The organism is Novosphingobium sp. BL-A-41-Hi4A-0G, from assembly GCF_055521735.1.
This window is the reverse complement of record NZ_JBVFVU010000002.1, coordinates 423,729-446,682: the sequence shown is the minus strand read 5'-3', so window position 1 is coordinate 446,682 and position 22,954 is coordinate 423,729. Positions and strand designations below refer to the sequence as shown.

The 22,954-nt window shown below is 64.5% G+C and carries 20 protein-coding genes; 8 read left to right on the top strand and 12 right to left on the bottom strand.

Features of this window, described 5'->3' with window-relative positions:
- Window positions 1-77 precede the first annotated feature (77 nt).
- Window positions 78-2,060: a putative bifunctional diguanylate cyclase/phosphodiesterase gene (locus ACZ1JX_RS19725; RefSeq protein ID WP_465126648.1), complete on the top strand. Its 1,983-nt coding sequence runs from the start codon at window positions 78-80 to the stop codon at window positions 2,058-2,060.
- A gap of 10 nt (window positions 2,061-2,070) precedes the next feature.
- Here the strand turns inward: ACZ1JX_RS19725 and estDL136 are convergent, their stop codons facing one another.
- From estDL136 to ACZ1JX_RS19680, 9 genes are all read right to left on the bottom strand, one after another.
- On the bottom strand, window positions 2,071-2,997 hold the full coding sequence (gene estDL136, locus ACZ1JX_RS19720; RefSeq protein ID WP_465126647.1) for a chloramphenicol hydrolase: 927 nt from the start codon (window positions 2,995-2,997) through the stop codon (window positions 2,071-2,073).
- A gap of 15 nt (window positions 2,998-3,012) precedes the next feature.
- The gene (locus ACZ1JX_RS19715) at window positions 3,013-3,912 is read right to left on the bottom strand and encodes an NAD-dependent epimerase/dehydratase family protein (RefSeq protein ID WP_465126878.1); all 900 of its coding nucleotides are present in this window, start codon (window positions 3,910-3,912) and stop codon (window positions 3,013-3,015) included.
- A complete protein-coding gene (locus ACZ1JX_RS19710) occupies window positions 3,912-4,718 on the bottom strand; it encodes an SDR family NAD(P)-dependent oxidoreductase (protein WP_465126646.1) in 807 nt (268 codons plus the stop codon). Before ACZ1JX_RS19710 ends, ACZ1JX_RS19715 begins: the two co-directional genes overlap by 1 nt.
- A complete protein-coding gene (locus tag ACZ1JX_RS19705; protein WP_465126645.1) occupies window positions 4,715-5,140 on the bottom strand; it encodes a nuclear transport factor 2 family protein in 426 nt (141 codons plus the stop codon). Before ACZ1JX_RS19705 ends, ACZ1JX_RS19710 begins: the two co-directional genes overlap by 4 nt.
- Window positions 5,137-6,009, bottom strand: a complete 873-nt coding sequence (locus ACZ1JX_RS19700; RefSeq protein WP_465126644.1) for an SDR family NAD(P)-dependent oxidoreductase — start codon at window positions 6,007-6,009, stop codon at window positions 5,137-5,139. The genes ACZ1JX_RS19705 and ACZ1JX_RS19700 overlap by 4 nt, the downstream gene beginning before the upstream one ends.
- A gap of 259 nt (window positions 6,010-6,268) precedes the next feature.
- Entirely contained in the window at window positions 6,269-6,601 is a 333-nt protein-coding gene (locus ACZ1JX_RS19695) for a 2Fe-2S iron-sulfur cluster-binding protein (RefSeq protein ID WP_465126643.1), read from the bottom strand.
- A 10-nt stretch (window positions 6,602-6,611) separates the two neighbouring features.
- Complete coding sequence (locus tag ACZ1JX_RS19690; protein ID WP_465126642.1) at window positions 6,612-8,030, bottom strand: cytochrome P450; 1,419 nt, start codon at window positions 8,028-8,030, stop codon at window positions 6,612-6,614.
- A 285-nt stretch (window positions 8,031-8,315) separates the two neighbouring features.
- Window positions 8,316-9,203: an SDR family NAD(P)-dependent oxidoreductase gene (locus ACZ1JX_RS19685; protein WP_465126641.1), complete on the bottom strand. Its 888-nt coding sequence runs from the start codon at window positions 9,201-9,203 to the stop codon at window positions 8,316-8,318.
- A 21-nt stretch (window positions 9,204-9,224) separates the two neighbouring features.
- Window positions 9,225-9,989 carry an EthD domain-containing protein gene (locus tag ACZ1JX_RS19680; RefSeq protein WP_465126640.1) on the bottom strand — a complete coding sequence of 255 codons (765 nt, stop codon included), beginning with the start codon at window positions 9,987-9,989 and terminating at the stop codon, window positions 9,225-9,227.
- A 143-nt stretch (window positions 9,990-10,132) separates the two neighbouring features.
- On the opposite strand from ACZ1JX_RS19680, the gene ACZ1JX_RS19675 reads away from it, so the two are divergent.
- The 5 genes from ACZ1JX_RS19675 (at window position 10,133) to ACZ1JX_RS19655 (ending at window position 15,609) form a co-directional block, all read left to right on the top strand.
- Entirely contained in the window at window positions 10,133-11,824 is a 1,692-nt protein-coding gene (locus ACZ1JX_RS19675; RefSeq protein WP_465126639.1) for an FAD-dependent oxidoreductase, read from the top strand.
- Window positions 11,817-13,622, top strand: a complete 1,806-nt coding sequence (locus ACZ1JX_RS19670) for an acyclic terpene utilization AtuA family protein (protein WP_465126638.1) — start codon at window positions 11,817-11,819, stop codon at window positions 13,620-13,622. The genes ACZ1JX_RS19675 and ACZ1JX_RS19670 overlap by 8 nt, the downstream gene beginning before the upstream one ends.
- 4 nt (window positions 13,623-13,626) lie before the next feature.
- On the top strand, window positions 13,627-14,445 hold the full coding sequence (locus tag ACZ1JX_RS19665; protein ID WP_465126637.1) for a Coq4 family protein: 819 nt from the start codon (window positions 13,627-13,629) through the stop codon (window positions 14,443-14,445).
- Window positions 14,446-14,543: 98 nt separating this feature from the next.
- Complete coding sequence (locus tag ACZ1JX_RS19660) at window positions 14,544-14,918, top strand: antitoxin Xre-like helix-turn-helix domain-containing protein (RefSeq protein WP_465126636.1); 375 nt, start codon at window positions 14,544-14,546, stop codon at window positions 14,916-14,918.
- Window positions 14,890-15,609 carry an RES family NAD+ phosphorylase gene (locus tag ACZ1JX_RS19655; protein ID WP_465126635.1) on the top strand — a complete coding sequence of 240 codons (720 nt, stop codon included), beginning with the start codon at window positions 14,890-14,892 and terminating at the stop codon, window positions 15,607-15,609. Before ACZ1JX_RS19660 ends, ACZ1JX_RS19655 begins: the two co-directional genes overlap by 29 nt.
- 59 nt (window positions 15,610-15,668) lie before the next feature.
- On the opposite strand, the gene ACZ1JX_RS19650 is transcribed toward ACZ1JX_RS19655, so the two are convergent.
- From ACZ1JX_RS19650 to ACZ1JX_RS19640, 3 genes are all read right to left on the bottom strand, one after another.
- Window positions 15,669-18,113 carry a TonB-dependent receptor gene (locus ACZ1JX_RS19650; protein WP_465126634.1) on the bottom strand — a complete coding sequence of 815 codons (2,445 nt, stop codon included), beginning with the start codon at window positions 18,111-18,113 and terminating at the stop codon, window positions 15,669-15,671.
- A 138-nt stretch (window positions 18,114-18,251) separates the two neighbouring features.
- The gene (locus ACZ1JX_RS19645; RefSeq protein ID WP_465126633.1) at window positions 18,252-19,130 is read right to left on the bottom strand and encodes a Coq4 family protein; all 879 of its coding nucleotides are present in this window, start codon (window positions 19,128-19,130) and stop codon (window positions 18,252-18,254) included.
- A gap of 126 nt (window positions 19,131-19,256) precedes the next feature.
- Window positions 19,257-20,999 carry a D-aminoacylase gene (locus ACZ1JX_RS19640; protein ID WP_465126632.1) on the bottom strand — a complete coding sequence of 581 codons (1,743 nt, stop codon included), beginning with the start codon at window positions 20,997-20,999 and terminating at the stop codon, window positions 19,257-19,259.
- A 147-nt stretch (window positions 21,000-21,146) separates the two neighbouring features.
- Between ACZ1JX_RS19640 and ACZ1JX_RS19635 the strand changes: the two genes are divergently transcribed.
- Window positions 21,147-21,944 (top strand): helix-turn-helix domain-containing protein, encoded by a 798-nt coding sequence (locus ACZ1JX_RS19635; RefSeq protein WP_465126631.1) that lies wholly within the window; start codon window positions 21,147-21,149, stop codon window positions 21,942-21,944.
- Between the two features lie 522 nt (window positions 21,945-22,466).
- Window positions 22,467-22,940 carry a hypothetical protein gene (locus ACZ1JX_RS19630; protein WP_465126630.1) on the top strand — a complete coding sequence of 158 codons (474 nt, stop codon included), beginning with the start codon at window positions 22,467-22,469 and terminating at the stop codon, window positions 22,938-22,940.
- Window positions 22,941-22,954: the final 14 nt, after the last annotated feature.

Here is a 22,954-nt window from a genome sequence, read left to right as displayed (position 1 = left end):
TCCGGATTGTTAGAAAATCGGTTGCATTGTCCGCAGCTTAACCAAGCTGAAACGGGTGGCAGCCAACAAGCGACGCGATGCGGGCATTACTGGACTTCTTCCGGCTGGACACCAGCGATGCCGAGCTTGCCCGCGCGCAATTCCGCTCGTTCTCGGTTCACATGCCGCTGCTCTACGCGATCCTCGTGTGCAACGCGGTGGCGATCACGGTCTCGTTCTTCAATCTGCAAATGATGGTCAAGACGGTCGTCCTGCCCGCCGTGATCTGCAGCATCGCCATCTCGCGTGCGGTCTGGTGGTGGCGTCAGGGTGATCCGGCCAAGCTCACTGACGCCCAGATCGGCCACTACCTCCGGCGTACCTGCACGCTGGCTGTGCTGATGACCATCGCGTTCGAGGTCTGGTGCATCTGGGTCTATCAGGATGGCGATCCCTACACCAAGGGCAACCTGACCTTCTTCCTTGGCCTGACCGAGGTCAGCACCGTGTTCTGCCTTATGCCACTGCGCGCCGCCGCCATGCGCGTGGCCGTCGCCAGCACGTTCTCGTTCGTGTTCTACTTCTCGTGGGCAGACGGCGGCCACATGCTGTCGCAGGCGATCGTGCTGTGTCTGGTCGGCACGGGAATGGTCGTCGTCACCCACCGCTACAACCAGTCCTATGCGGCACTGATCCTCTCGCAGCGCACCCTGCACATGCGACAGCTCGAGACTGAAAAGCTCTCCGAGGAAAACCGCCGCATCGCCTTCAGCGATTCGCTCAGCGGCTTGCCGAACCGCCGCGAACTCCTGACCCGGCTGGACCGGCTGGAGGCCCGCGTCGACCTGATGCCCGACAGCCTTGCGCTGATCTTCATCGATCTCGACGGCTTCAAGGCGGTCAACGACGAGCATGGGCATCAGGCAGGTGACGCGCTTATCCGCAGCGTCTGTATCAGGCTCGGCCAGCACTGCCCGCGCCATGCCACGCTGGCCCGTGTCGGGGGCGACGAATTTGCCGTCGTGCTGGAAATGCCGGCCGGTCGCGCAGGCGCCGAGGAGGAAGCGCGCAAGCTCGCAGCCACCCTGCTCGAGGAAATCGCCCTGCCGGTGCTGGTCGACCGCCATGTCCTGCAGGTTGGAGCCAGCATCGGCCTTGCTGCCAACCGCGATGACACAGGCCGCCCGCGCGAACTCCTGCGCCGTGCCGATACCGCGATGTATCACGCCAAGACCCAGGGCAAGGGACAGGTCGCGATCTACGATGCCGGGTTCGACGAGGGTCGCCTGCGCCGCCTCGCCATCGAGAGCCAGATCGGCCGGGGCCTCGCCCGCGGTGAATTCGAAGTGTTCTACCAGCCCATCGTCGATGCCGATCGGGGTACCGTCGTCTCGGTCGAGGCGCTGGTGCGTTGGCCCCGGCGTCCGGAAGGCGAATTGCCGCCGGACGAGTTCATCGACATCGCCGAGGCCACTGGCCAGATCCATCCCTTGGGGTTGTTCGTGCTGGAACGTGCCTGCCGCGACATCGGCCCGCTCGGCGATCTGAAACTGAGCGTCAACGTGTCGCCCGCGCAGTTCCGCGATTCCACCTTCGAACGGCAGGTCGCGCATGTGCTGGAGCAGACGAAGTTCCCGCCGCACCGCCTGCAGTTCGAGATCACCGAAGGCTACCTCCTGGCCAATCCCGAGCGCGTCCTGCGCGCGGTGGAAGCATTCAAGGCCAATGGCATGTCCATCGCCCTCGACGATTTCGGCACCGGCTTCACCAGCATCCACTACCTGCGATCCTACGGCTTCAGCCACATCAAGATCGACAAGTCGCTGCTCGAAGGCCTCGCTCCCGGCAGCAAGGCGACCATGCTGGTTACCGGCGCGATCACGCTGGCCTGCGGGCTCGACATGCAGGTCATCGCCGAGGGCGTGGAAAACGAGACGCAGGCGCAGGTCCTGCGCGCTGCGGGCTGCCACGAGCTGCAGGGCTACCTGTTCGGCCGTCCGATGCCGATCGATGCCTTCGCGGCCCGTCTGGCAAATGGCTTCCGCGCCGGCACGCAGGCTCCGGCGCGGCTGGTGGGGTGAGCGGCGGCGGTCAGCCCGCGAAAGCCGCCTTCAATCGCGCACCGGCCCGCTCGATATAGGGCATGGCATCGGGCACCGCCTCGAACATCGAGAAGAAGCCGTGGATCATCCCCGGCGCCAGCTCGGTCTCCACCGGAACCCCTGCGGCTTTCAGCGCCTCGGCATAGGCCAGCCCTTCGTCGCGCAAGGGATCGTACTGCGCCACCAGCACCGTCGCGGGCGGCAGGCCCTCCAGATTGTCGTGACGCAGGACCGCCGCGTGCGGGTGCGGGTCGCCGTGGTCGCCCACGTAATGTGCCCAGAACCACTGCATCATCCGCGTGGTCAGGAAATATCCTTCGGCATTCTCGGTGTAGGAGCCGTTCTCGAAATCGGTGTCGGTCACCGGATAGATCAGCAGCTGGTGCGCCAGCTTCGGCCCGCCCGCATCGCGCACGCGGATCGCCACGGCTGCGGCAAGATTGCCGCCCGCGCTGTCACCCGCCACCGCCAGCCGCGCCGGATCAATGCCCAGCTCGCCCGCGTGCTCCAGCGCCCAGAACAGCGCATCGTGACAATCGTCGAGCGGGCCGGGGAAGGGCGTCTCGGGCGCCAGCCGGTACTCGACCGAAAGCACCGCCGCCCCGCTCGCCACAGCCAGCGCGCGGGCCGTGGCATCATGGCTCTCGATTGATCCGATCACCCAGCCGCCGCCATGGTAGAACAACACCAGCGGCGCATTCTCGCCCGCGCCCTCGGGCTTGTAGAGCCGCGCCGTGATCGTGCGCCCCGTAAGCGCCAGCGTCACATCGCGCACGTGCGCCACCGCAGGCGGCGGGCCCATCTGCATCGGCTTGTTCGCCTCGCGCAGCTGCTCGGGCGTCACCGTCTCGTAATCGACCGGCGGCATCTGCGCGAAAATGCCGAGCAGCGCCTCGACCTGGGGATTGAGCGTCATCTTGGGGCCTCTCCGTTAGCCGTATTGCGCAGCGATTTCAGCGACAGCCGCCGCCACGTCGCCGCGACGATAGCCGAGCAGCGCGGTTTCGCCAGCATCGGGTTCATAACTGATCGTGTTGCCGCGCCCTTGCGGGATGGCGATGTCGGGCAGCAGCGGCAATTCCTCGTCACGCTCCTCCAGCACCACATCGCTGCCAACTGCGTCAAAGAACAGCTGGAAGTATTCGCTGAAGGTCAGGTTTTCATCGCCCACCAGATAGGCCTTGCCCGGCTCGCCGCGCTCCAGCGCACCCTCGATGGCTTCGGACAATGACCGGAACGACATGAAGTTGGTGCCGCCCTTGGGCGCGAAGAACGGGATCGGGATCTGCCCCTTGGCCCAGGCGACATAGGGCTCGAAGATCGCGCTCGGCAGGCCCGGCACCGCGCCCACCATGAACGGCGCGTTGACGCTGACCACGTCGAAGTCGTGGGCACCCTCGTTGCGCGCCAGCTGGCAGGCGGCAAGTCGCGACTGGATGTAGACGTTGCCCGCAATAAGGTCTGGCGCGGCCTGCGGATAGAAGCTGCCGAGCTGCACGGCACGCTTCACGCCCGCCTCACGCGCAGCGGCAAACACGGCAGGCAGCGCCTCGTGGTTGGCCTTTTTCAGCCAGGCCCCGAAGTCCTCGCCCTGCGGCACGTGGCGCGGATCGTTGCCCGCGGCAAAGACCATCCAGTCGAACCCCTCGAGCTTGTCGGCGGTAAAGTCCCCCGCGACATAATCGCCCGCCATGAACCCCAGTTCGGTGAGCGGCGTGCCCGCCGGAGCCGAAGAGCGCCCGGTGATCGTCACGTCATGCCCCTGTGCTGCCAGATGCAGCGCGGCATGGCCGCCAAGCGCTCCCGTGCCACCGATGACCAGTACTTTCATCATTCTCTCCCTTCGGAATTCGCGTTCACCACCGGCAGTGGTGCAAGATCAGGGCTGCGGCGCAGCAGATTGCCGCCGTCGACGGCGATGCACTGCCCGGTCACCCAGGCGCTTTCGTCGCCTGCAAGGAACCGCACGGCGCCCGCCATGTCCTGCGCCTCGCCCAGCCGGCCGAGCGGGTATTCGGGCAGGAAAGCCTGCGCCGCGCCGCCATCGAACATGTCCTTCGTCGCGCCTGAACGGGTCAGGCCGGGACGGATCGCATTGACGCGCAGGCCCGATGGCCCCAGCTCGTCGGCAGCGGACCGCACCAGCCCCTCCAGCGCCGCCTTGGCCACATGGTAGGCCGCAAGGTGGCGGAACGTCAGCACCGCCGCGCCCGAGGACAGGCACACGATCGAACCTCCGGGACGCATCAGCGGAGCGCTTGCGCGGATCACGTGAAAGGCGGAGACGACATTGCTCTCGAAGGCATCGCGGAAGTCGTCCGCCGTGCTGTGAACTATGGGTTTGAACCCGCCCCCGCCGACCGTGGCAAAGGCCACGTCCAGCCGTCCGGCAAGGTCATGCGCGCCGCGTACCGCATCCGCCACGGCCTGCTCGTCGGTGCCATCGCCGACGAATTGGTGGATCTCTGCCCCCGGCACCCGCGCACGGATGCGCGCGGCCACCTCGGCCAGCCCATCCGGTCGCCTCGCCATCAGCGCCAGCCGTGCGCCGTCGCGGGCAAGCTGCAGGGCGCAGGCCTCGGCAATCGCGCCGGTCGCACCGGTGACGAACGCCGTCCGCCCGGCAAGACCGCTCACGCAGCCCCACCCGGGTTCGAGACTGGGCGCAACTCCTCCCAATCGACGATCAGTGCGCGCCGGGTGAACTTCCACGCATCACCTTCGCGCCGCCACTGGTCCTGATAGCGGATCGCCCAGACCAGCAGCGTGTCGCCACGCTCACCGGCAATGCGATGCTCGGCAGTGGAGCGGGTCTCGCCATGCGCAGTGTCGCCCTCCACGGTCACGTCCATGTCGTGCACCACATGGCGCGTGGCGACGAAGGCGTGGGTCAGATGGTCGATTGAGCCAAGGTTCGCCTCAAGCCCCGCGATGCTGAAACCCGGTCCCGAAATCTCGATGTCGTCGGCCAGCACCTCGCGCCATAGCGCCTTGTCGCGCCGGTCCGCGCCAAGGGCATAGCGCTCCGCCGTGCGCCGCAAGGCGGCAAGGTCGCTCACGAAACTGTTCCGGGAATCACGAGCCCATTGCCGGAAATGAGCGGGACGTTGGTCCATTCGCCCTGCGGCGTGCGATACCATCCTGCCGCCGCCAGCGCGCCGCCGTCGATGTTGATCGTGCTGCCGGTTACCCACGCCGCCAGCGGGCTGGCGAGGTAGAGCGCCGCGCCCGCGCAGTCGCTCGGCTGGCCGAACCGGCCCAGCGGTATCCAGCGCTCCTCGTGGGCGCGGTTCTCCGGCGGGATCATGTAGTCGAGCGCCACTTGCGGCGTATCCGTCGTCTCGGGCGCGATGGTGTTCACGCGGATGCCTTCGGGCCCAAGCTCCAGCGCAAGGCTCTTGGTAAAGCCCGTCACCGCCCACTTCGCCGCCGCATAGACCGAGCAATAGGGGATGCCGCGATGGGCCTCGATCGAGGTGACATTGATGATGCTCGATCCCGGCGCGCCCTTGCGCAGCAGCGGGATCATCGCCTTGGTCATGCGCAGCAACTGGCCAAGGTTCACGTCGAGAATTTCCTCGGCCTCTTCCTCCTCCAGCATGGCAAAGGGCCGGGCGTGGACGAAGTGCCCGACATTGTTGACCAGCACGTCGAGCCTGCCGGTCTCCGCAGCGATCCGCTCGGCCAGCATTGCGCCCACGCCGCGCTGGCGCACGTCGCAGCGGATCACGCGCGCGGTGGGCATGGCGGCCTCGGCGGCATCGGCGTTGGCCGGGTCGATCTCGGCGATGACGACATGTGCACCCGCGCCCGCAAAGGCCTCGGCAATCGCCCGGCCGATGCCCACGCCGCCGCCAGTGACGAGCACGGTCTTTCCGGTGAAGTCCAGCGCTTGCGCAGCAAGCCCGGCGTTCGTTCCCGCAGTCATCGGATACAGTTCCTCTCCGCGCCGATGATTCGGCAATTATTCTTGTTGTTTCTACGCATTCTGTTTCCGGTGATCGAAGATGTCAACCGGATGCGTAGAATGAGAGTGCCGACCCTGCAGATGCCGGAGGTCTCGAAATACCGAGCGTCGTACACCCGCCCCCAGCCCCTCCCTAAAGGGAGGGGAGCGAGACTTATTGAGCCAAAGGCGAAATTAGTCGCAGCGGGGAGGGTGCACCACGCCCGCGCGGATACGCCACTTACACCCCCGGCTGATCCGCCGGAATGTGCACCACCAGCCCGTCAAGCTCCTCGCCAAGCTGGACCTGGCAGGACAGGCGGCTGTTGGCACGGATCTCCACCCCCTCGATGGCCTCGAGCATCTCGCGTTCGTCAGGCCGCGCCGCACCCGTGCGGTCGAGCCATTCGGGGTCGATGTAGCAGTGGCAGGTTGCGCACTGCATCATCCCCCCGCACAGCGCGTCGATCCCGTCGACAAGATTGCCGACCGCGAGCTGCATCAGGGTCATGCCCTCGAAATTGACGCACGTGCGCTGCGAACCGTCCGGCTGGACGAAAGTCACCTTGGCCATTCAGTGCGCCTCACGCATGCGCCGGGCAACCGGCCGCCTTGGCCAGTGCCGCAACGTCCGCGCTTGCCGCAGCCCCGTCCACCTTGCGCCGCTTGTAGCGCACGCGGCAGGGCTGGGCCGGCCAGTAGGTCGATGCGCCTGCGATAGGCTTGACCTCGTCGATCAGTTCCATGTCGAAGTTCTGCAGCAGGATCGCCACCAGCACCTTCATTTCCATGCGCGCGAAGTTCACGCCCGCGCAGCGATGCACCCCGCCGCCAAAGCCGATCAGCGAATTGCTTGTCGTCTGCGCTTCCGGATTGGCCGGGTTGAAGCGTTCGGGATCATAGGCATCGGCGTTGGGGAAGGTCTCTTCCATGCGGTGGCTGACAGAAGGCGCCAGCAGCACGAACTCGCCCTTGCGGATGGTATAGCCTTCGCGCTCGATGTCGGCGCTGGCCTTGCGGCTGAGCATGTAGGCCACCGGATGAAGCCGCTCGGTCTCGCGCAGGGCAAGGTCCATCTTCTCCATGGCGATGGCATGTTCCCAGCTCAGGTTTCCGCCATTGCCACCGCCCAGCAGTACCGCCGTCTCGTCGCGCAGCACTTTGGCATAGCCGGGGTTCTGCAGCAGATCGGCGAGTGCCCAGCTGACCTGTCCTGCCGTGGTTTCATGGCCTGCCCACACCAGCAGCAGGATCAGGTGGCGGATGATCTCGTCAGGCACGGGGCGGCCATCGGGATACTTCGTCTCGATCATCGTCTGGAAGAAGTCGGGCGGATCGAGCGGGAGGCTGCGGCGCTTGTCGATCCACGATTGCAGGATCGCGTGGAGCTTCTTCTTGGCGCGTTGCGATTTCAACATCTTGGGCGTCGGCAGCCACAGCGGCAGGACGAATTCCATGCCGCCCGAAAAATCGCGGAACAGGTCGAAGAACTCGTGCCCCAGCTTCTCGTGGAACTCGCGCCCCATGAAGCTGTGCGCGGCGATGTCCATCACCACCGGGCCCAATGTCGGGATCAGGTCGAACTCGCCTTCCTCGCCCAGCCGGTCAACCAGGTTGAGCGATTCCTCGACCATCACCGGCACGTACTGCTTCATCGATGCCGCCTTGAACCGGGGCATGATGATCGCGCGCTGGCGCAGGTACTCGTCCATCTCGGCGAAGGAATAGAAATCGGGCGAGAACATCTTGAGGAAGAACGGCATCGACTCCCGGATCGAGAGCAGCTTGTCGGTCTCTTCGAAGAAGAAGCGGTTGTGTTCGGGCCCCAGCATCACGTTCATGCGCTGGCCCATGAAGTTCATCGCGAACATCCGCCCCTTCGAACGGTAGCCGCGTTTCAGGACCGAAACCGGATCGCGGAAAAACTGTGCGAGATGCCCAAGAAGTGGCGCGCCCCCATCGAGCAAGGGAAGGCCACCGGCAGAAGGTGCTGCGCTTGCCATGCGATTTTCTCCCAATCGGCCGGTTGCTCCGGCTTGACCGGCGAAGCCTATGGCGCACGGGATCGGGCGCAAGAGGTCAGGGTAGGGAGGTATCGTGCGATGATCCGTGGGGGATCATCAGGTGAACTTGGCCGACAGGCTTCGCAGGCCCACCCCCAACCCCTCCCGCTTGCGGGAGGGGGGAAGAAAGCGCAACAGGGTCCCCTTCCCGCAAGCGGGAGGTCGCCAACCCTTACTCCCCTCCCGCAGGCGGGAGGGGTCGGGGGTGGGCAAAGGCGCTACCCCTCAATAAACCGCCGCCGGATTCTTCGGACGCGGGCTGCCCAGCATGTCGCGGTGCGAAGGCCGGTCATGCCCGCGGTCCGTAACGCCCAGCTCCTTGGCGATCTCCGCCACGATCAGCGTCTGGCCCGAAAGCTCGTCGCGGTTCGGAGCCTTGTCGATCGCGGCCAGCACGTGCGCGGAAAATTCGGGGTTTTCGGCCATCGATAGGAAGCCTTCGTACTGCTCCGGATTGGTCTTGGCCGCGATCAATGCGCGCTCGGTCAGCTGCGGGCCGAGCCATAGCGAGACCGCGATCACCCCGGTGCCGCGGAAATCATGCTCCATGTCGTGCGCCAGCTTGTCGAGCCCGGCCTTCTGCGCGCCATAGGCGGGGCCGTGCATGTAGCAGGTCGCGCCGAACGACGAGGTCATCGCGATCAGGCCGGACTTCTGCGGCACCATGATCTTCGCCGCGTGCCAGCTCGCCACATAGGCGCTGCGCAGGCCGACATCGATGATCTTCTGCGCGTCCAGCTCCTTCTCCCAGAACGGCGCCTTGTCGATCAGCTGGTGGTGCATGTAGGCGGCATTGTTGACCAGCACGTCGAGGCGGCCCTGCTCGTCCATGATCTGCTCGAACACGCGCGCAACGCTCGCATCGTCGGCATGATCGCAGACCACGGGAATGCCCTTGCCGCCCAGGTCATTGATTTTCTGCGCGGTTTCGGAAACGGTGCCGGGCAGCACGGTGCCGTCCCAGCCCTTGGCATCGCCCGGCGTCACGGTGCGGCCGGTGACATAGACGGTGTATCCCATCTCGCCAAAGCCCCGGGCGATCCCGGCGCCTGCGCCCCGGCTGGCCCCGGTGACGAGAGCGACCTTTGGAGCGATTTTCGGTTGGTCGGACATGTCGGTTCCTCTTGATTCAGGTCAGCCCAGATGGGCGAAGTCGAACTGGCTGGTGGGGATGATGTCGTTGCGGGTGAAGTCGAGGAAAGCGTGGCAGCTGTCCATCATCGCATCGAGGTTGGCCTTGAACTTGGCTGGATTGCCGACCGCGTCGAAGAAGGCTTCGGGTTCACTCAAGGCATTGATCGGAAAGCATTCTTCGACAAATGCACTGTAAGCGGGCGCATTCTCGGTCAATGGGCGTACGATCAGGTTCTGGACATACTCGAAGTTGGCCTGGGTCTCGATCGCCACGCGGGTGTGGTGCGAATGCCAGTGGGCGATGGCGGCTTCGCGCGAGAGGTCCGGGCGGAAGGAAATGAAGCTCGCCTGGCTCCACCCCCATGTGCGCTCAACATGTTTAGCTTCGCTGAACTCGCCTTCGGCTCGTTTCCCCGGGGAAACATTTGCAGAACACGGATACGCAGTGTTCGGAATGATCTCCGATTCGCAGACCAGCCACGCGGCAAACCATGCGCTGTGTTCGCTGAGCGCGGCGTCGACCTCGCCCCGGAAGCGGGCGTTGGCGGACGGCATCCAGAATTGCGCGACGGCGGCCTGTTGCGGGGCCTGCCACTGCTGGACCAAAGCGTCGCCCGGCGCTACCGTGGCATCGCGGATGTTGAGGCGCACGCGGCTGGCACCTGCAGAAACCAGCGCCTGCGGCAGCGTTTCGAGCAGGCGCGCGCCATAAGCCTCGCGACTTTCGCCCGGTGGCGCCCAAAGCGCGGCGACGATCTTTTCCATCGCTTCAGCCTCTCCTAACCCATATTTTTCGTAGAATCCTTGGGTCTATTCTACGCATGGAGTTGACACGAGCGCAAGTCTGGCCGACGTTTGCGTCAAATTTCGGGAGAGAGGGCGCCGATGCGCCCAGCTGGCAGGACAATATGACCGTGAACTGGCAAAAGGAAGTCGACGTCGTCGTCGTGGGATCAGGCGCGGGCGGGATGCTCAGCGCGCTGGTGGCGGCGAAGAACCGGGCCGAGGTGCTGGTGGTCGAGAAGGACAAGCTCTGGGGCGGGACGAGCGCGACTTCGGGCGGGGGCATCTGGATTCCGGGGAGTGATCAGGCCAAGGCATTGGGATTCGAAGATAATCTCGACGACGCCTTCAAGTATGTCCGCGCGCTTTCGGCCGACAACGTGCCCGACGAGAACATCCGCGCTTATGTCGAGAACGCCGCGCCGATGCTGCGCTGGGTGACCGCGAACACCGGGGTGATCTACACCTCGCAACCCTATCCCGATTACCATGCGGAGAATCCCGGCGGATCGGTAACGGGATACCGCACCCACCTGCCCGAAATGTTCGACGGCACCCTGCTGGGTAACGATCTGAAAACGCAGCGACTTCCCTCCCCCGCCGCCAGCCTGTTCGGCTACCTCAACTGGACCTTCGCCGAGACCTACCAGCTGCTCTATCGCGGCCCCGGCTGGCTGACGGGGCTGGCGAAGAACTTGGCGAAGTACTGGTTCGATTGGCCGCTGCGCTTCACCTCGCGCAAGGACCGGCGCCTGACGCTGGGCAATGCGCTGACCGGGGGCCTGCGGGTGGCGCTCAACGAGGTTGGGGTGCCGCTCTGGCTGGCCACGCCGATGAAGGAGCTGGTGACCGAGAATGGCCGGGTTGTCGGCATCGTGGTGGAGAAGGACGGCAAGCCCTTTGCCATCCGCACGCGCAAGGGCGTGGTGCTGGCGGCGGGCGGGTTCGACAAGAACCAGCAGATGCGCGATGCGAATGCGCCGCTTTACAACAAGGCCTGGGCTTCGGGCGGGGTGACGAGCAATACCGGCGATGCGATCCGGGCGGGACAGGCCGTGGGCGCTGGCACCATGAACATGCAGTCGGCGTGGGCCGCGCCGGTGTTCTACGTGCCGGGCGAGGATCGCGGGCGGTTGTGCACGATCGAGCGCGCGCTGCCGGGGTGCATCATGGTCAACCAGAAGGGCCAGCGCTATCTCAACGAGGCGGCCTCCTATCACATCGTCGGCCAGCAGATGGCGCGGCGGGAGAAGGAATTTGGCGACGCGTCCCCAAGCTGGATGGTGTTCGACCACAAGTATCGCCACCAGTTCCCGATGGGCCCGCTGCTGCCGCTGGTGCCCGACTGGCTGCAATCGGGCGCGGTCAAGTCGATCCTCAAGAAGGGGCGGACCATCGGCGAGCTGGCAAAGGCGATGGGCGTCGATTCCGCCGCGCTCGAACTGCAGATCGCGCGCTTCAATGCAGGGGCCGCCAAGGGCGAAGACCCCGAGTTCCATCGCGGCGATGCGGCCTATGACCGGATGTATGGAGACTATCGCCACCAACCCAACCCCTGCCTGCGCCCGCTGACCGAGGGGCCGTTCTACGCCATGCCGATCTACCCCGGCGACATCGGCACCAATGGCGGCCTGCGCACCAATGCCAAGGCGCAAGTGGTGGACGATGGCGGCAAGCCGATCCCCGGCCTCTATGCCGTGGGCAACAACGCGGCTTCGGCCATGGGCGAAAGCTATCCGGGTGCGGGCGTGACCATCGGCCCTGCGATGACCTTCGGCTATGTTGCGGCACGAGACCTGACCGGCGCCAATGACTGACGCGCAAAAAGTCGTCCGCATCGGCGGGGCGAGCGGGGCGCTGAACGACAGCGCGATTGCGGTGCCGGGGCTGCTCAAGGTGGAGGGGCTGAACTACCTTGCCTTCGATTACCTTGGCGAAGGGGCGATGGGGATCTTCCGGCGGATGAAGCAGGCGGACCCCGCCTCGGGATTCCTGCCGGATTTCGTCGACATCCACATCGGGCCGTACCTGAAGGAGTTGAAAGCGCGCGGCATCCGGGTGACGGCCAATGCCGGGGGCATGAACCCGGAAGGCCTTGCCGAGCTGATCCGCCAGCGCGGGCGCGAGCAGGGGCTGACTTTGCGGGTCGCGACGGTGACTGGCGACGATGTCGAGCACCTCGTGCCCGACCTTCGCGCCGAGGGTTTGCGCGACATGTATAGCGGTGCGCCTCTGCCCGAAGGCAGCATCGGGATGCACGCCTATATCGGCGCGTTCGGGATTGCCCGCGCGCTGGATGCCGGGGCGGACGTGGTGATCACCGGGCGCGTGGTCGATTCCGCGCTGATCCTGGGGCCGTTGATCCACGAATTCGGCTGGGGGGCGGACGACCTCGATCTGCTGGCGGCGGGCACCGTGGCCGGGCATCTGCTGGAATGCGGCGCGCAGGCGACGGGCGGGACGTTCACCGACTGGCAGGACGTGCCGGACTGGGCGCAGATCGGCTTCCCGGTGGGCGAATGCCATGCCGATGGCAGCGTGGTGATGACCAAGCCTGAGGGCACCGGAGGGCTGGTTTCGGTCGGCACGATTTCCGAGCAACTGCTTTACGAAGTGGGCGATCCGCGCGCCTACATCGTGCCCGATGTGGTCTGCGACTTTACCGGGATCACGGTGGAGCAGGTGGGGCCGGACAGGGTGCTGGTGCGCGGGGCCAAGGGTTACGCGCCGCCTGAAACGCTGAAGCTGTGCGGCACGTTCGATGATGGCTGGCGCTCGGTCGCGCTGATCCCGGTGAGCGGGATCGATGCGGTGGCCAAGGCGCGGCGGACGGCGGATGCCCTGCTCGAACGGGTTTCGGCCATGCTGGAGGAGCGGGGCTGGGGACCGTGGCGGCAAAGCCATGTCGAGGTGATCGGGACCGAGACGGCGTGGGGGCCGAGGGCTGCGGCACTGGCTCCGCGTGAAGTTCTGCTCAAGATCGTGGTCGATCATGCCATGCCTGCAGCCTGCATGCTGTTCGGGCGCGAGCAGACCACGGCGATCATGAACATGAGCGTCGGCACTTCGATTGCGCCGATCATTGCCGCGCCGAGGGCCTTTCCGCTGACGGGGATGTTCTTCGGCCTGATCGACCGGGCGCGGGTGACGCAGGCGGTGGCGCTGGATGGGGTGGCGCTGGACTTTGCCGATCCGGTTGTGCCGGGGTTCGATCCGGCCGTGCTGCCGCAGATCGAAGCGCCGGTCTCGCCAGTCGCTGACGATCTTGTCGAAGTGCCGCTGATCCGGCTGGCCTGGGCGCGCAGTGGCGACAAGGGGCGGCTGTTCAACGTGGCCGTCATCGCGCGTGAGCCTGCCTTCCTGCCGTGGATCAGGGCGAGCCTCAGCGTGGAGGCCGTGACCGAATGGTATCGCCACCTGTTCGACGATCCTGCCCATGCGCGGGTCGAGCGGTTCGAGGTGCCTGGCACCCACGCGATCAATCTGCTGGCCCACGATGCGCAAGGGGGCGGGATCAATCTTTCGCCGCGCTTTGATGCGGCGGCCAAGAGCATGGCGCAGCACCTGCTGGAAATGCCGGTGCGGGTGCCGCGCTCGCAACTCGAAAAAGGATAGAACGATGGCCGATGACCTGCCCTACCTTGCGCGTGGCGCGAAGCCGGTGGCGACTGACAGCACCGTGCTGGTCAGCAATTCGGACTACCTGAACGAGCCGCGCCTGCGCGACTGGCTGGCGACGGCGTACTTGCGCAAAAGCGGCAAGGATTCACCCACCACGCTCGATGCGCACAAGCTCTATGGCATCCTTGCCGACATCTTCGATGTGCCACGGATCGAGGCGCTGTTCACCGCCGAGCGCAAGCGCTGGCCCGAGCTGGATGCGTGGTTCGAGGCGGGCTTTTCGTCGAACTTCACGGTGGATGAGCTGCTCGCCAATCCCGAAGGATCGCTCGGCCACATGTTCGGGCGCTACTTGCGCGACAACGGGTTCGAGATCGACATCGTGCCGCGCTTTACCCCGCGCAACCAGTTCGAGTATTTCTCGCTGCGCAGCGGGCAGACGCATGATCTGGAGCATATCGTCTGCGGCGGCGGGTTCGACATCATCGGCGAACTGGTGCCTTATTTCGCGCGGCTATCGAACTTGCCGCGCTTCCTTGACCCCGAACTGGTCGGGCTGATCAATGCAGGCCAGTTGCTGGGCGCGCTGCGGCTCGTGTCGCGCACCGGGCTGCACTATCCGGCGGCGTTCCCGACCGTGCTGAAAGCGGTGCGCTGCGGCATGGACGTGGGCGAGCAGTCTGGCCCCTACTGGATGGCGAAGTACGAGGACGTGTTCCACCTGCCGCTGGAAGAGGCGCGGGCGGCGCTTGGCATCGTCGGCGCGGTCGACCTCGACAGCCGCGAGGCTTCGCTGCTGTGGCCGGAGTATAGCTGATTGGGTTGCCGCACCAGAAATGCCGGTTCCGGATGCAGTCGCTCTTGCCCAAATGAACGATTTTACTATATATCTTTCATTTGAAAGGAGCGCCGATCATGGTTGCGCTTGCCAAGCCGCTGCAGGAAAAGGCCGGTGCGCTGTCCGGTGCCGTCCTCAGGATCGGTGATCTCTGGAGCCTGAGCAATGCCAAACTGGGGTCCATTCTGGGGCTATCCCCGGCGACGGTATCGCGCCTGCGTGCTGGCACGACGGCGCTAGACCCTGCGTCCAAGTCTTTCGAAGCTGGCCAGTTTCTTCTGCGCCTGTTCCGGTCCTTGGACGCCTTGCTGGGCAGTGACGACAACGCCGCAAAGGCATGGCTCAACAACGTCAATCTTGATCTCGACGGCAAACCGATCGACCGGATTGATACGATGCGGGGCCTGATGGAGGTCTGCGACTATGTGGACTTCTACCGCGCTCGCGTCTGAGCACCGGCCATACCGCGGGAAGGTCTGGCGACTGGTCGAAGCCCAGCACCGGATTTCGACAAACCGCCTCGCCAGGACCAGAGCGGAGCAGGAAGCGCTCGAAGAACTGGCGGAGGAGGTGAAGCCGCAGGTCCCTTTGGCGGCGCGGCATATGGACTTTCTGCTGGCATCGCCCTTTCGCTATGGACATCGCCAGGCCAGCCGCTTTCGCCGTGCCGACGAACGACCGGGCATCTTCTATTCGAGCGAGGCCGAGCGCACGGCTTTGACGGAAGCATCATACTGGCGATTGCGCTTCTTCTCGCGCTCTCCGGGTTTCGCGCCACCTGTCACCACCATCGAATGCACCAGCTTCTGGGTTCGCGTGGCAAGCGAGAGCGCGCTGGACCTCACTTCTCCCCCATTTGCTGACGATGAGGCGGCGTGGACAGACCCTGACGATTACAGCGCGTGTCAGGCGCTTGCTGCGGAAGCGCGTGTTGCCAAAACCCAAGCGATAAGGACACGGTCGGTCCGCGATCCGGCGGGCTTCAATGTCGTGATCCTTGATCCCGCGGCATTTGCCGAGGCGAGGCCGCACCATGGGAAGACCTGGCACCTTCGTTATGAGGGGGATCGCCTGATCGCCTTGGCCGCCTTTCCCCACGATGACAGGTTCGAGTTTTCGGCCGCAGCGTTCGGGTTGCGGTGACATGATATGACTGAGGGGCCGGAGCTTTCGCCCCGGCCCCTCTCCCTGTTGCAACTCGATCAGAAGTTTACGCCAAGCTCCAGGCCATAAGTGCGGCCGCGTTCGTAGCTGCCGGTGAACAGCAGCACCGGCGCGCCGAAGCTGATGAAGCGCTTGTCGAAGATGTTGTCCCCGAACACCGAGAGCGAGACTTTCGCGCCGCCCAAGGGAAGGTCGGCCACGCCGAGGCGGCCGTTGACCAGCCAGAAGGCTGGCTGCTTGTTGCGGTCCTCGAGCGCGGGCTGGCCGGTGAGGATGTTGCGCAGCGGGGTGGAGGTGAGGAAGTAGGTGCTGCGGTAACGGCCTTCGAGCAGCGCCGTGACATGGCCGCCATTGCTGGTGAAATCAGGCGAGTTGTAGGTCGCGGCGGCGCGGCCGGTCCACTTCGAGAAGTAGGTCGGGCGGGCGAAGGCGGCGACGTCCTGCCCGTTGAGGATGAAGGTGTCGTAATCGAAATCGGTGTAGGACACGCTGCCCGACAGGTTGAGGCCAGCGACCGGAACGACATCGAGTTCGGCTTCGAAGCCCTTGATCTTGGCCTTGCCCGCGTTGTCGAAGAACTGCCGCCCGTTGATGAAGTTCTGGGTCTGCAGATCCTTGTAGTCGTTGTAGTACCCCGCGACGTTGAGGCGCACCTTGTTGTCGAGGAACTGGGTCTTGGCACCGACTTCATAGCTGGTCATGTTTTCCGGGCGATAGGGGATGCCCGAGAGGATGCCGCCCGAGACGTAGCCGGTGGCGATCTTGGCGAAGATCATGGTCTGGTCATTCGGACGCCAGGTGGCGATGCCGGTGTAGGTGAGCTTCTTGTAGGTCTGCTTGTAGGTGCCGACGCCAAGCGAGCCGCCCTGCGCGCCGGAAATGGCCTTGATCTGCAATTCGCGGTCGTCGATCGTGCCGCGCAGGCCGCCGGTCAGCTCGAACTGGTCGGACAGTTTCCAGGTGAGCTGGGCATAGCCGGCCATCGAATCGTTCACGCCAACGGTGCGGGTGATGCCGCTGCCGAAGATCGCGTCGAACGGGCTAGGCACGATCGTCGCGCTGGGCGTGGGCGAAAGGATGCCGAGCACTTCGGTGCCAGGCGAGCGTTCGTTGAAGTAGAACAGACCGGCAGTGAGCTGGTAGTTGTCGCCCGAGAGCTGGAACTGCAGTTCCTGGCTGAACTGTTCCTGGTTGGTGGCGCGGGCCGAGAGCAGCGGGAAGAAATAGTCGTTGGGACCGGGCACGTTGGCCGGGTTGAACAGGATGCCCTGGATCTGCTGCGGGGTGAGGCCGGGGGTGAGGAACGCGCCCAGCTGCTGGAAGGTGAAGCGCATGCCGCCTGCCGAGCCGAGATCGAAGATCACCGGGTCCTGCCGGAACTTGCGATAGGCGCTGATCGACTTGACGGTGAAGTTGTCGCTGGCTTCGAGCGACAGGGTCAGGCTGTGGCCCTGCGTGACGATATGCTCCTCGCTGGTCGCAGCGGCGACCGAGGAGAGCGGACCGTTGAGCCCTTCGTTGGTGGTGCCGCCGAAGAAGGGTTGCAGCGAGACGATGGGAGCAAGCAGCTGGCCCGAGGCATCGGGGATCACGCCGAGGCTCTGCATCGCGCGGCCCGAGGAGCGGGTGTCGGTATAGTCGAAGCGGTAATCGGCGGTCAGTGCGCCGAACTCGCCGCGAATGGCGACCTGCCCGCCATCGACGTTGCGATAGCCGAGCTTGTTGACGAAGCGCTGCGTGCCGAATTCGGGCGCGCGCAGGGCGATGTTGAGGCCCTTGCCGCCCATGGTGTTGGTGACGTCGCCGGCGATCTGGTCGTGCAGGTAGGACAGGCGGATCGAGAACGGGCCGATCTGCGGCAGGTCGAGCGAGATCTTGCCGCGGAAGGCATCGTAGTTGCCATAGGAGCCGGTGGCGCGCACGCCCCATTCGCCCTTCGGCGCGGCGGTGACGATGCTGATCGCGCCCGAGGTGGCGTTGCGGCCGAACAGCGTGCCCTGCGGCCCGCGCAGGACTTCGACGCGCTGGATGTCGGAGAAATCGAGCAGCGAGCCGACCGCGCGGCCGATGTAGACGCCGTCGATATACATGCCGACCTTGGGGTCGACCGAGTTGGACGAGGTGCCCGAGGCCACGCCGCGAATGATGATCGTGGGGTTGGACTGCTGCCCCTGCGTGTTGAACTGGAGGCTGGGGGCAAGCCCTGCGAGGTTGCGCACACTGGTCACGCGAAGGGCGGCGAGCTGTTCGCTGCCGATGGCGGTGACGGCCACGGGAACCTTCTGCAGGCTTTCCTCGCGGCGCTGCGCGGTGACGATGATTTCCTGGACCGAGGCCGATTGGCCAGTCGCCGGCTGGTCGGTGGCCTGCGGTTCATCTGCCGCAGCCTCTTCGGCGTGCGCCATGGGCGCCAGCGACAGGGCGCTCAGGCCGAGGATCGAACCGCGCAGGAGACGCGTCCGGAAATGCCGTGCTTTCATCATGTCTCTCCCTCCGTTGTGTTGTCGTTCTTCGTCTCGCCCGGGCTTTTGCCGTGGCGGCAATGCAAAGGGGCGGCAGAGCGCATCGCGCCCGCCGCCCCGGTATTCAGTCTGGTGGTCCGGAAATGATCGGACTGGCCTTCATTCGGCAGCTTCCATCATCGGCACGCCGTAGTTGGGATCGTCCTCGTTGCAGAGGCGGTTGGTGTCGTCCCAGCGGCTGTCGATCACCGGCGTGATGTTCAGCTCGCGGCGGATGTCCTCGATCTGGACGTCGGCATATTCGCGCCAGTCGACCAGCATCAGCGGGTACTTCCAGTTGCGGCCCTGCTGCGCGCCGATGAACTCTGCCTCGAGGTTCACGACCATCGCTTCGGGATAGAACAGCGCGTCCTTCATCGTCGTCTTGGCCTTGAGGTAGTAGGCGATGCGGCTGAAGAAGTTCGACAGTTCCGGGTGGAAGTAGAGCGCCTTGGCGTGCATGTTGGCCGAGAGCAGTGCGATCTCGCCGCCGTGATTGGGGCCGAAGCCGGTGATCATGTGCTCGATATCGTGCGAAAGCGCGGTCTGGCGCAGGTAGTAGGTGAAATCGTTGACGACCTGGATTTCCTGGAAGAACAGGTCGAGCTGGTAGCCCGAGTTCACCATGAAATCGTGGATCTTTGCGCCCAGCGTGCCCGGAGCGCAGCCCTTGGTTTCCTCGATCGTGAAGTTCGACAGGCTCTTGCGGTCAAGCCAGCGCTTGAACAGCGGCAAGCGCGCCTTTTCCATCTCGAACAGTTCGATGATGCGGGGCATGTCCTCGAGATCGTGGAGGATCTGCGCGACTTCGGGGATGTAGGCGGTGTTCGGCAGGTCAGGCCCGTTGCGGCGCAGCATTTCCTGCGAAATGAGGGCACGCAGACCCGAATGGTTGAGGTACTTCGACGAGCTGACCAGCACCGAGCTCTGCGTCTCGATCTTCTGAATCCGGCCGTTGAAGTAGGCCCGGTCGGCGTCGCCTATCTTCGCTTCGCTCATGGGGACTTCCTTTCCGTTGGCTTTCCGTAAAGTCTTGTTCTGAAAGAGGTATGGGGGCGTCCGGGAGGGAGTGGACGCCCCCAGGTGCGAGGGATCATCTTGGGGGAGTAGCCCTCGCCAAGGGCATTACTCGGCAGCCTCTGCCAGCGCGGCATCGTCGTTGGCGGGCGAGAGGAACTGGCCGGGCATCGCGCCGGTGAAGGCGCCGTTCTCGAAGGTCGGCACGCCGTTCACGAGGGTGAGGCGGGTGGGCATCGCGGCGCGGGTAAAGCGCCAGGTGGTGCCGCCGCGGCCATCGGGCACGTCGTGCGCCTTGACCATTTCGCGGCGCTGGATCTCGTCCATGTTGAACACCGCGATATCGGCGCGCTTGCCCACCGCGATCACGCCGCGATCATGCAGGTTGAAGTGCCCGGCGAGCTTGCCGGTCATCACGTGGACGGCCTCCTCGAGGGTCAGCTTCTTCTGTTCGCGGACATACTGGGTGAGCAGCAGCGCATTCTCGCCGCCACCGCACAGCATCTGCAGGTGGGCGCCTGCGTCCGAGATGTTGCCGACGGTCCTGGGGTCCTTCATCAGCTCGAGCGTCAGCTCCTCGTCCTTGGGGAAGGGGGCCATGTGGACGGTGGAGCGGGTGCCGTTCTTGAGGATCCAGTCTGCCATCGCATCCGAGCGATGCAGGCCGAGGCTGTCGGCATATTCCTTGAGCGTGATGTTCAAGGGGCCGGTGCCGTTTTCGCTGTCGAGCAGGAACAGTTCCTGCGGGTTCTTGAGCGGGGAGTGATCCCAGGCCTGCGTGTCCCAGCTTTCGCGGGCACGGGCACGCCATGCCGGATCGGCAAGGAGCGCGGCCTTCTTGTGGTGATCGTCCTCGAGCACGACTTCATGCCAGACGTAATCGTTCGACTGCGCGAAGATCAGCGACTTGACGAGGCTGAGCGTCGAGGTGGGCGAGACGTGGGCGTAGCCCGGCCATACGTCGACACCGGCTTCGCGCATCTTGCGCACCGATTCCTGCATCGCGGGCAGGATCGGCTTCTGGAATTCGAGCGTGGGGATGGCGCCTGCGATCTGCACCTTGATCTTGCGGCCGCCGAGCAGCTTGGCAAGCCGTTCGAGGTTGGCAGGGCCGGTCATGCGCATGAAGGTGTCGACGATGACCTGGTAGCAGCATCCGGGGTAGCGCTCCATCACGTCGAACAGGGCTTCGAACTCGGCGTCGCAGGCCTTGAGCGAGGGGACCGGGCGGTTCTGGCCGTCATGGTCGTGCATGTTGTCCGAAAGGCCCAATGCACCTGCGGCCAGTGCATCATCGAGCAGATCGGCCATCTTGGCGATTTCTTCCGGGGTCGCTTCGCGCTCCCATGCCTCGACGCCCATCGCAGCAAGGCGGATGGCGATGTGGCCGACGTAGGCGGCGAAGTTGAGCGGCGACTTGACGTTGCGTTCGACCGAGGCGCGGTATTCGCTCCAGGTGTTCCAGTCCCATGGCAGGTTCTGCATGAACGGGCCTTCGGGGATGTCCTCGAAGAACGAGAAGATGCCGATCATCTCGCGCTGGGCGGGCATGTACTTGTGCAGCGGGGCGGGCGAGAAGCCGCAGTTGCCCATGACCATCGTCGTCGCGCCGTAGCCGGGCAGCGGATCGAGATCGGGCTGCCACCACATCGTGCCGTCATAATGGGTGTGGCTTTCGATGAAGCCGGGGGTGACCTGGCAATCGGTCGCGTCGAACACGCGCTCGCCAGTGGCCTGCAAGTTCTGGCCCACTTCGGCGATCACGCCGTTCTTCACGCGCACATCGGCCTTGAAGGCGGGTGCGCCGGTGCCGTCCACGACGGTGCCGTTCTTGATCAGGATGTCGGACATTGTGTTCTCCCGTTTGGTTCGCCGGACCGACGCGTGCTGCGCAGCATCCGTGCAGAATCTCGCTTGTTGAGTGCAGCATATGCGCAGGCCGTGACTTGCGAAGCGGGGCTCTTGCCAAAAGGATCATCCTGTTATCTAATTCGGATCATGACACGATACGAGCCAACGGCATCCGCGATGATCGCAGCCCTGCGACGCCATTTGCGCAGCGAAGGCTGGACTGTGCTGCGAATCTCCAAAGAGCTTGGCGTGGGCGAGGCGACCGTGAAACGCTGGCTCGCGGGGAAGGGCCTGACCATCGACCGGCTTGAGCGGATGGCGCAGCTATGCGGGCTGGTGCTGGGCGATCTGGCGCGCGAGGCGGAGGAGAGCCCCGGCGATCTGGCGCACGAACTGACGCTGGCGCAGGAAAAGGCGCTTTCAACCAATATCTTCCTGTCGTTCCTGTTCATGGCGCTGCTGGGCGGGGTGCCGCCCGATGAAGTGGCGGCGGACTTCAACGTGCCCGCCCCCGCGATGGATGCTGCGCTTGACCGGCTGGAGCGGCTGGCGCTGATCGACCGCTTGCGCAGCGGCCGGGTGCGCCCGCTGGTCGACCGCGCGCTGGTGTTCCGAAAGCAGCCGCTGCGCGCGCTGTTCGAGGCGCACATGAAGCGCACGTTCTTCGAACTCGACTATTCGCAGCCCGAGACGATCTACAGCGCCGAGACGGTCAAGCTATCCCCCGCAGGCGCGGCGCAACTGGCCGAGCTGATCGAGCGGCATCACGTGGAAGTGCAGACCCTCGCCGAACGCGACCACATCGCCCATCCCGCGGCGCCGGGCAGCGGGTGGTACGGGATGCTCAGCGTGATGCGGGGGCTGGATATGGAGCCGATGCGGGTGGATGGGATCACGGCGTGGACCGAGGCGCTGGGCGCGGGCGGGGTGAAGGGGCCGGTTTGAGGGGGTTGGTTCATCTCCATATCTCGTCGTCCCAGACTTGATCCACGATACGGTGGGTGTGTGCTTGTTGAGGCCAATAATTGGGCTGTGCATTAGGCGAACGATCATTTAAGTTCTGTCTCATGCCTATGGACCTGAAACTTTATTCGGATCGCTCACGTTACAGGGCAGGCTCAATTGTTTTAGGCTCTGTGTCATATCTGGCAATTTGGTCGGTCCTGCTTGGCACTCCCGCGTGGCTTGCTTTCAGCTTTGGCGTGGCCGCAGCGATTGTACTGACGATCATCACTTCCCATCGGCTCCGGGATGCAGGCCTTTCAAGCGCATGGTTGCTCTTGATGATCTTACAGTTTGGCATCGGGCCAGCGTGGCATCTTTCCGAAAATGTGACGTTCAATGCGGGCGGGGCGGTACTTGGTCTGATACCAGTGATCTTGGGCTGGATCGCTCCTGCATCATCGGACCGAAAGGTTGTCCGGAAGTCCGCTGAGGGTTCAAACTTGTGATAGCGGAAGGCAGAACATGAAGCGGTGGGTCTCTGCTGTTCTCAGCCTCACGTCACCTTCGGCCTTTGCTTGTTCGTGCATCGGTATGTCAGAATTGCAGGTCGAAGACCTTCAAAGTGAGCTGCGTCGGTATCCGGTTGTGGTTGAGGGGCGCGTCGTCTCGACTGATGCACCATTTGTTTGTCGCATTCCTCCGCTTCGCTGGATTGCAATGATCTGGATTGATGACGTTCAAGTGACCCATGCTGTTGAAGTTCGAGGCGTGGCAGCTGGTAAGGTCGATCGTGAATTGAAAGTGGTTGATAAGCAGACGTTGGAGTTTGGGGGTTGTGAACCCACTCCGGGAACGATGTGCGGACCAGTCTTTGGAGAAGACTGGGAATGGCTTGTGTTGGGCACCAATTCAGACGGAACCTACTTCAAGGCCGATCTTTGTTCGAGCCAAGTCGTTCTGGACGCCCTCGCATCAGATCTAAAGCCATCACCTTGAACTTGTTTAGCTGC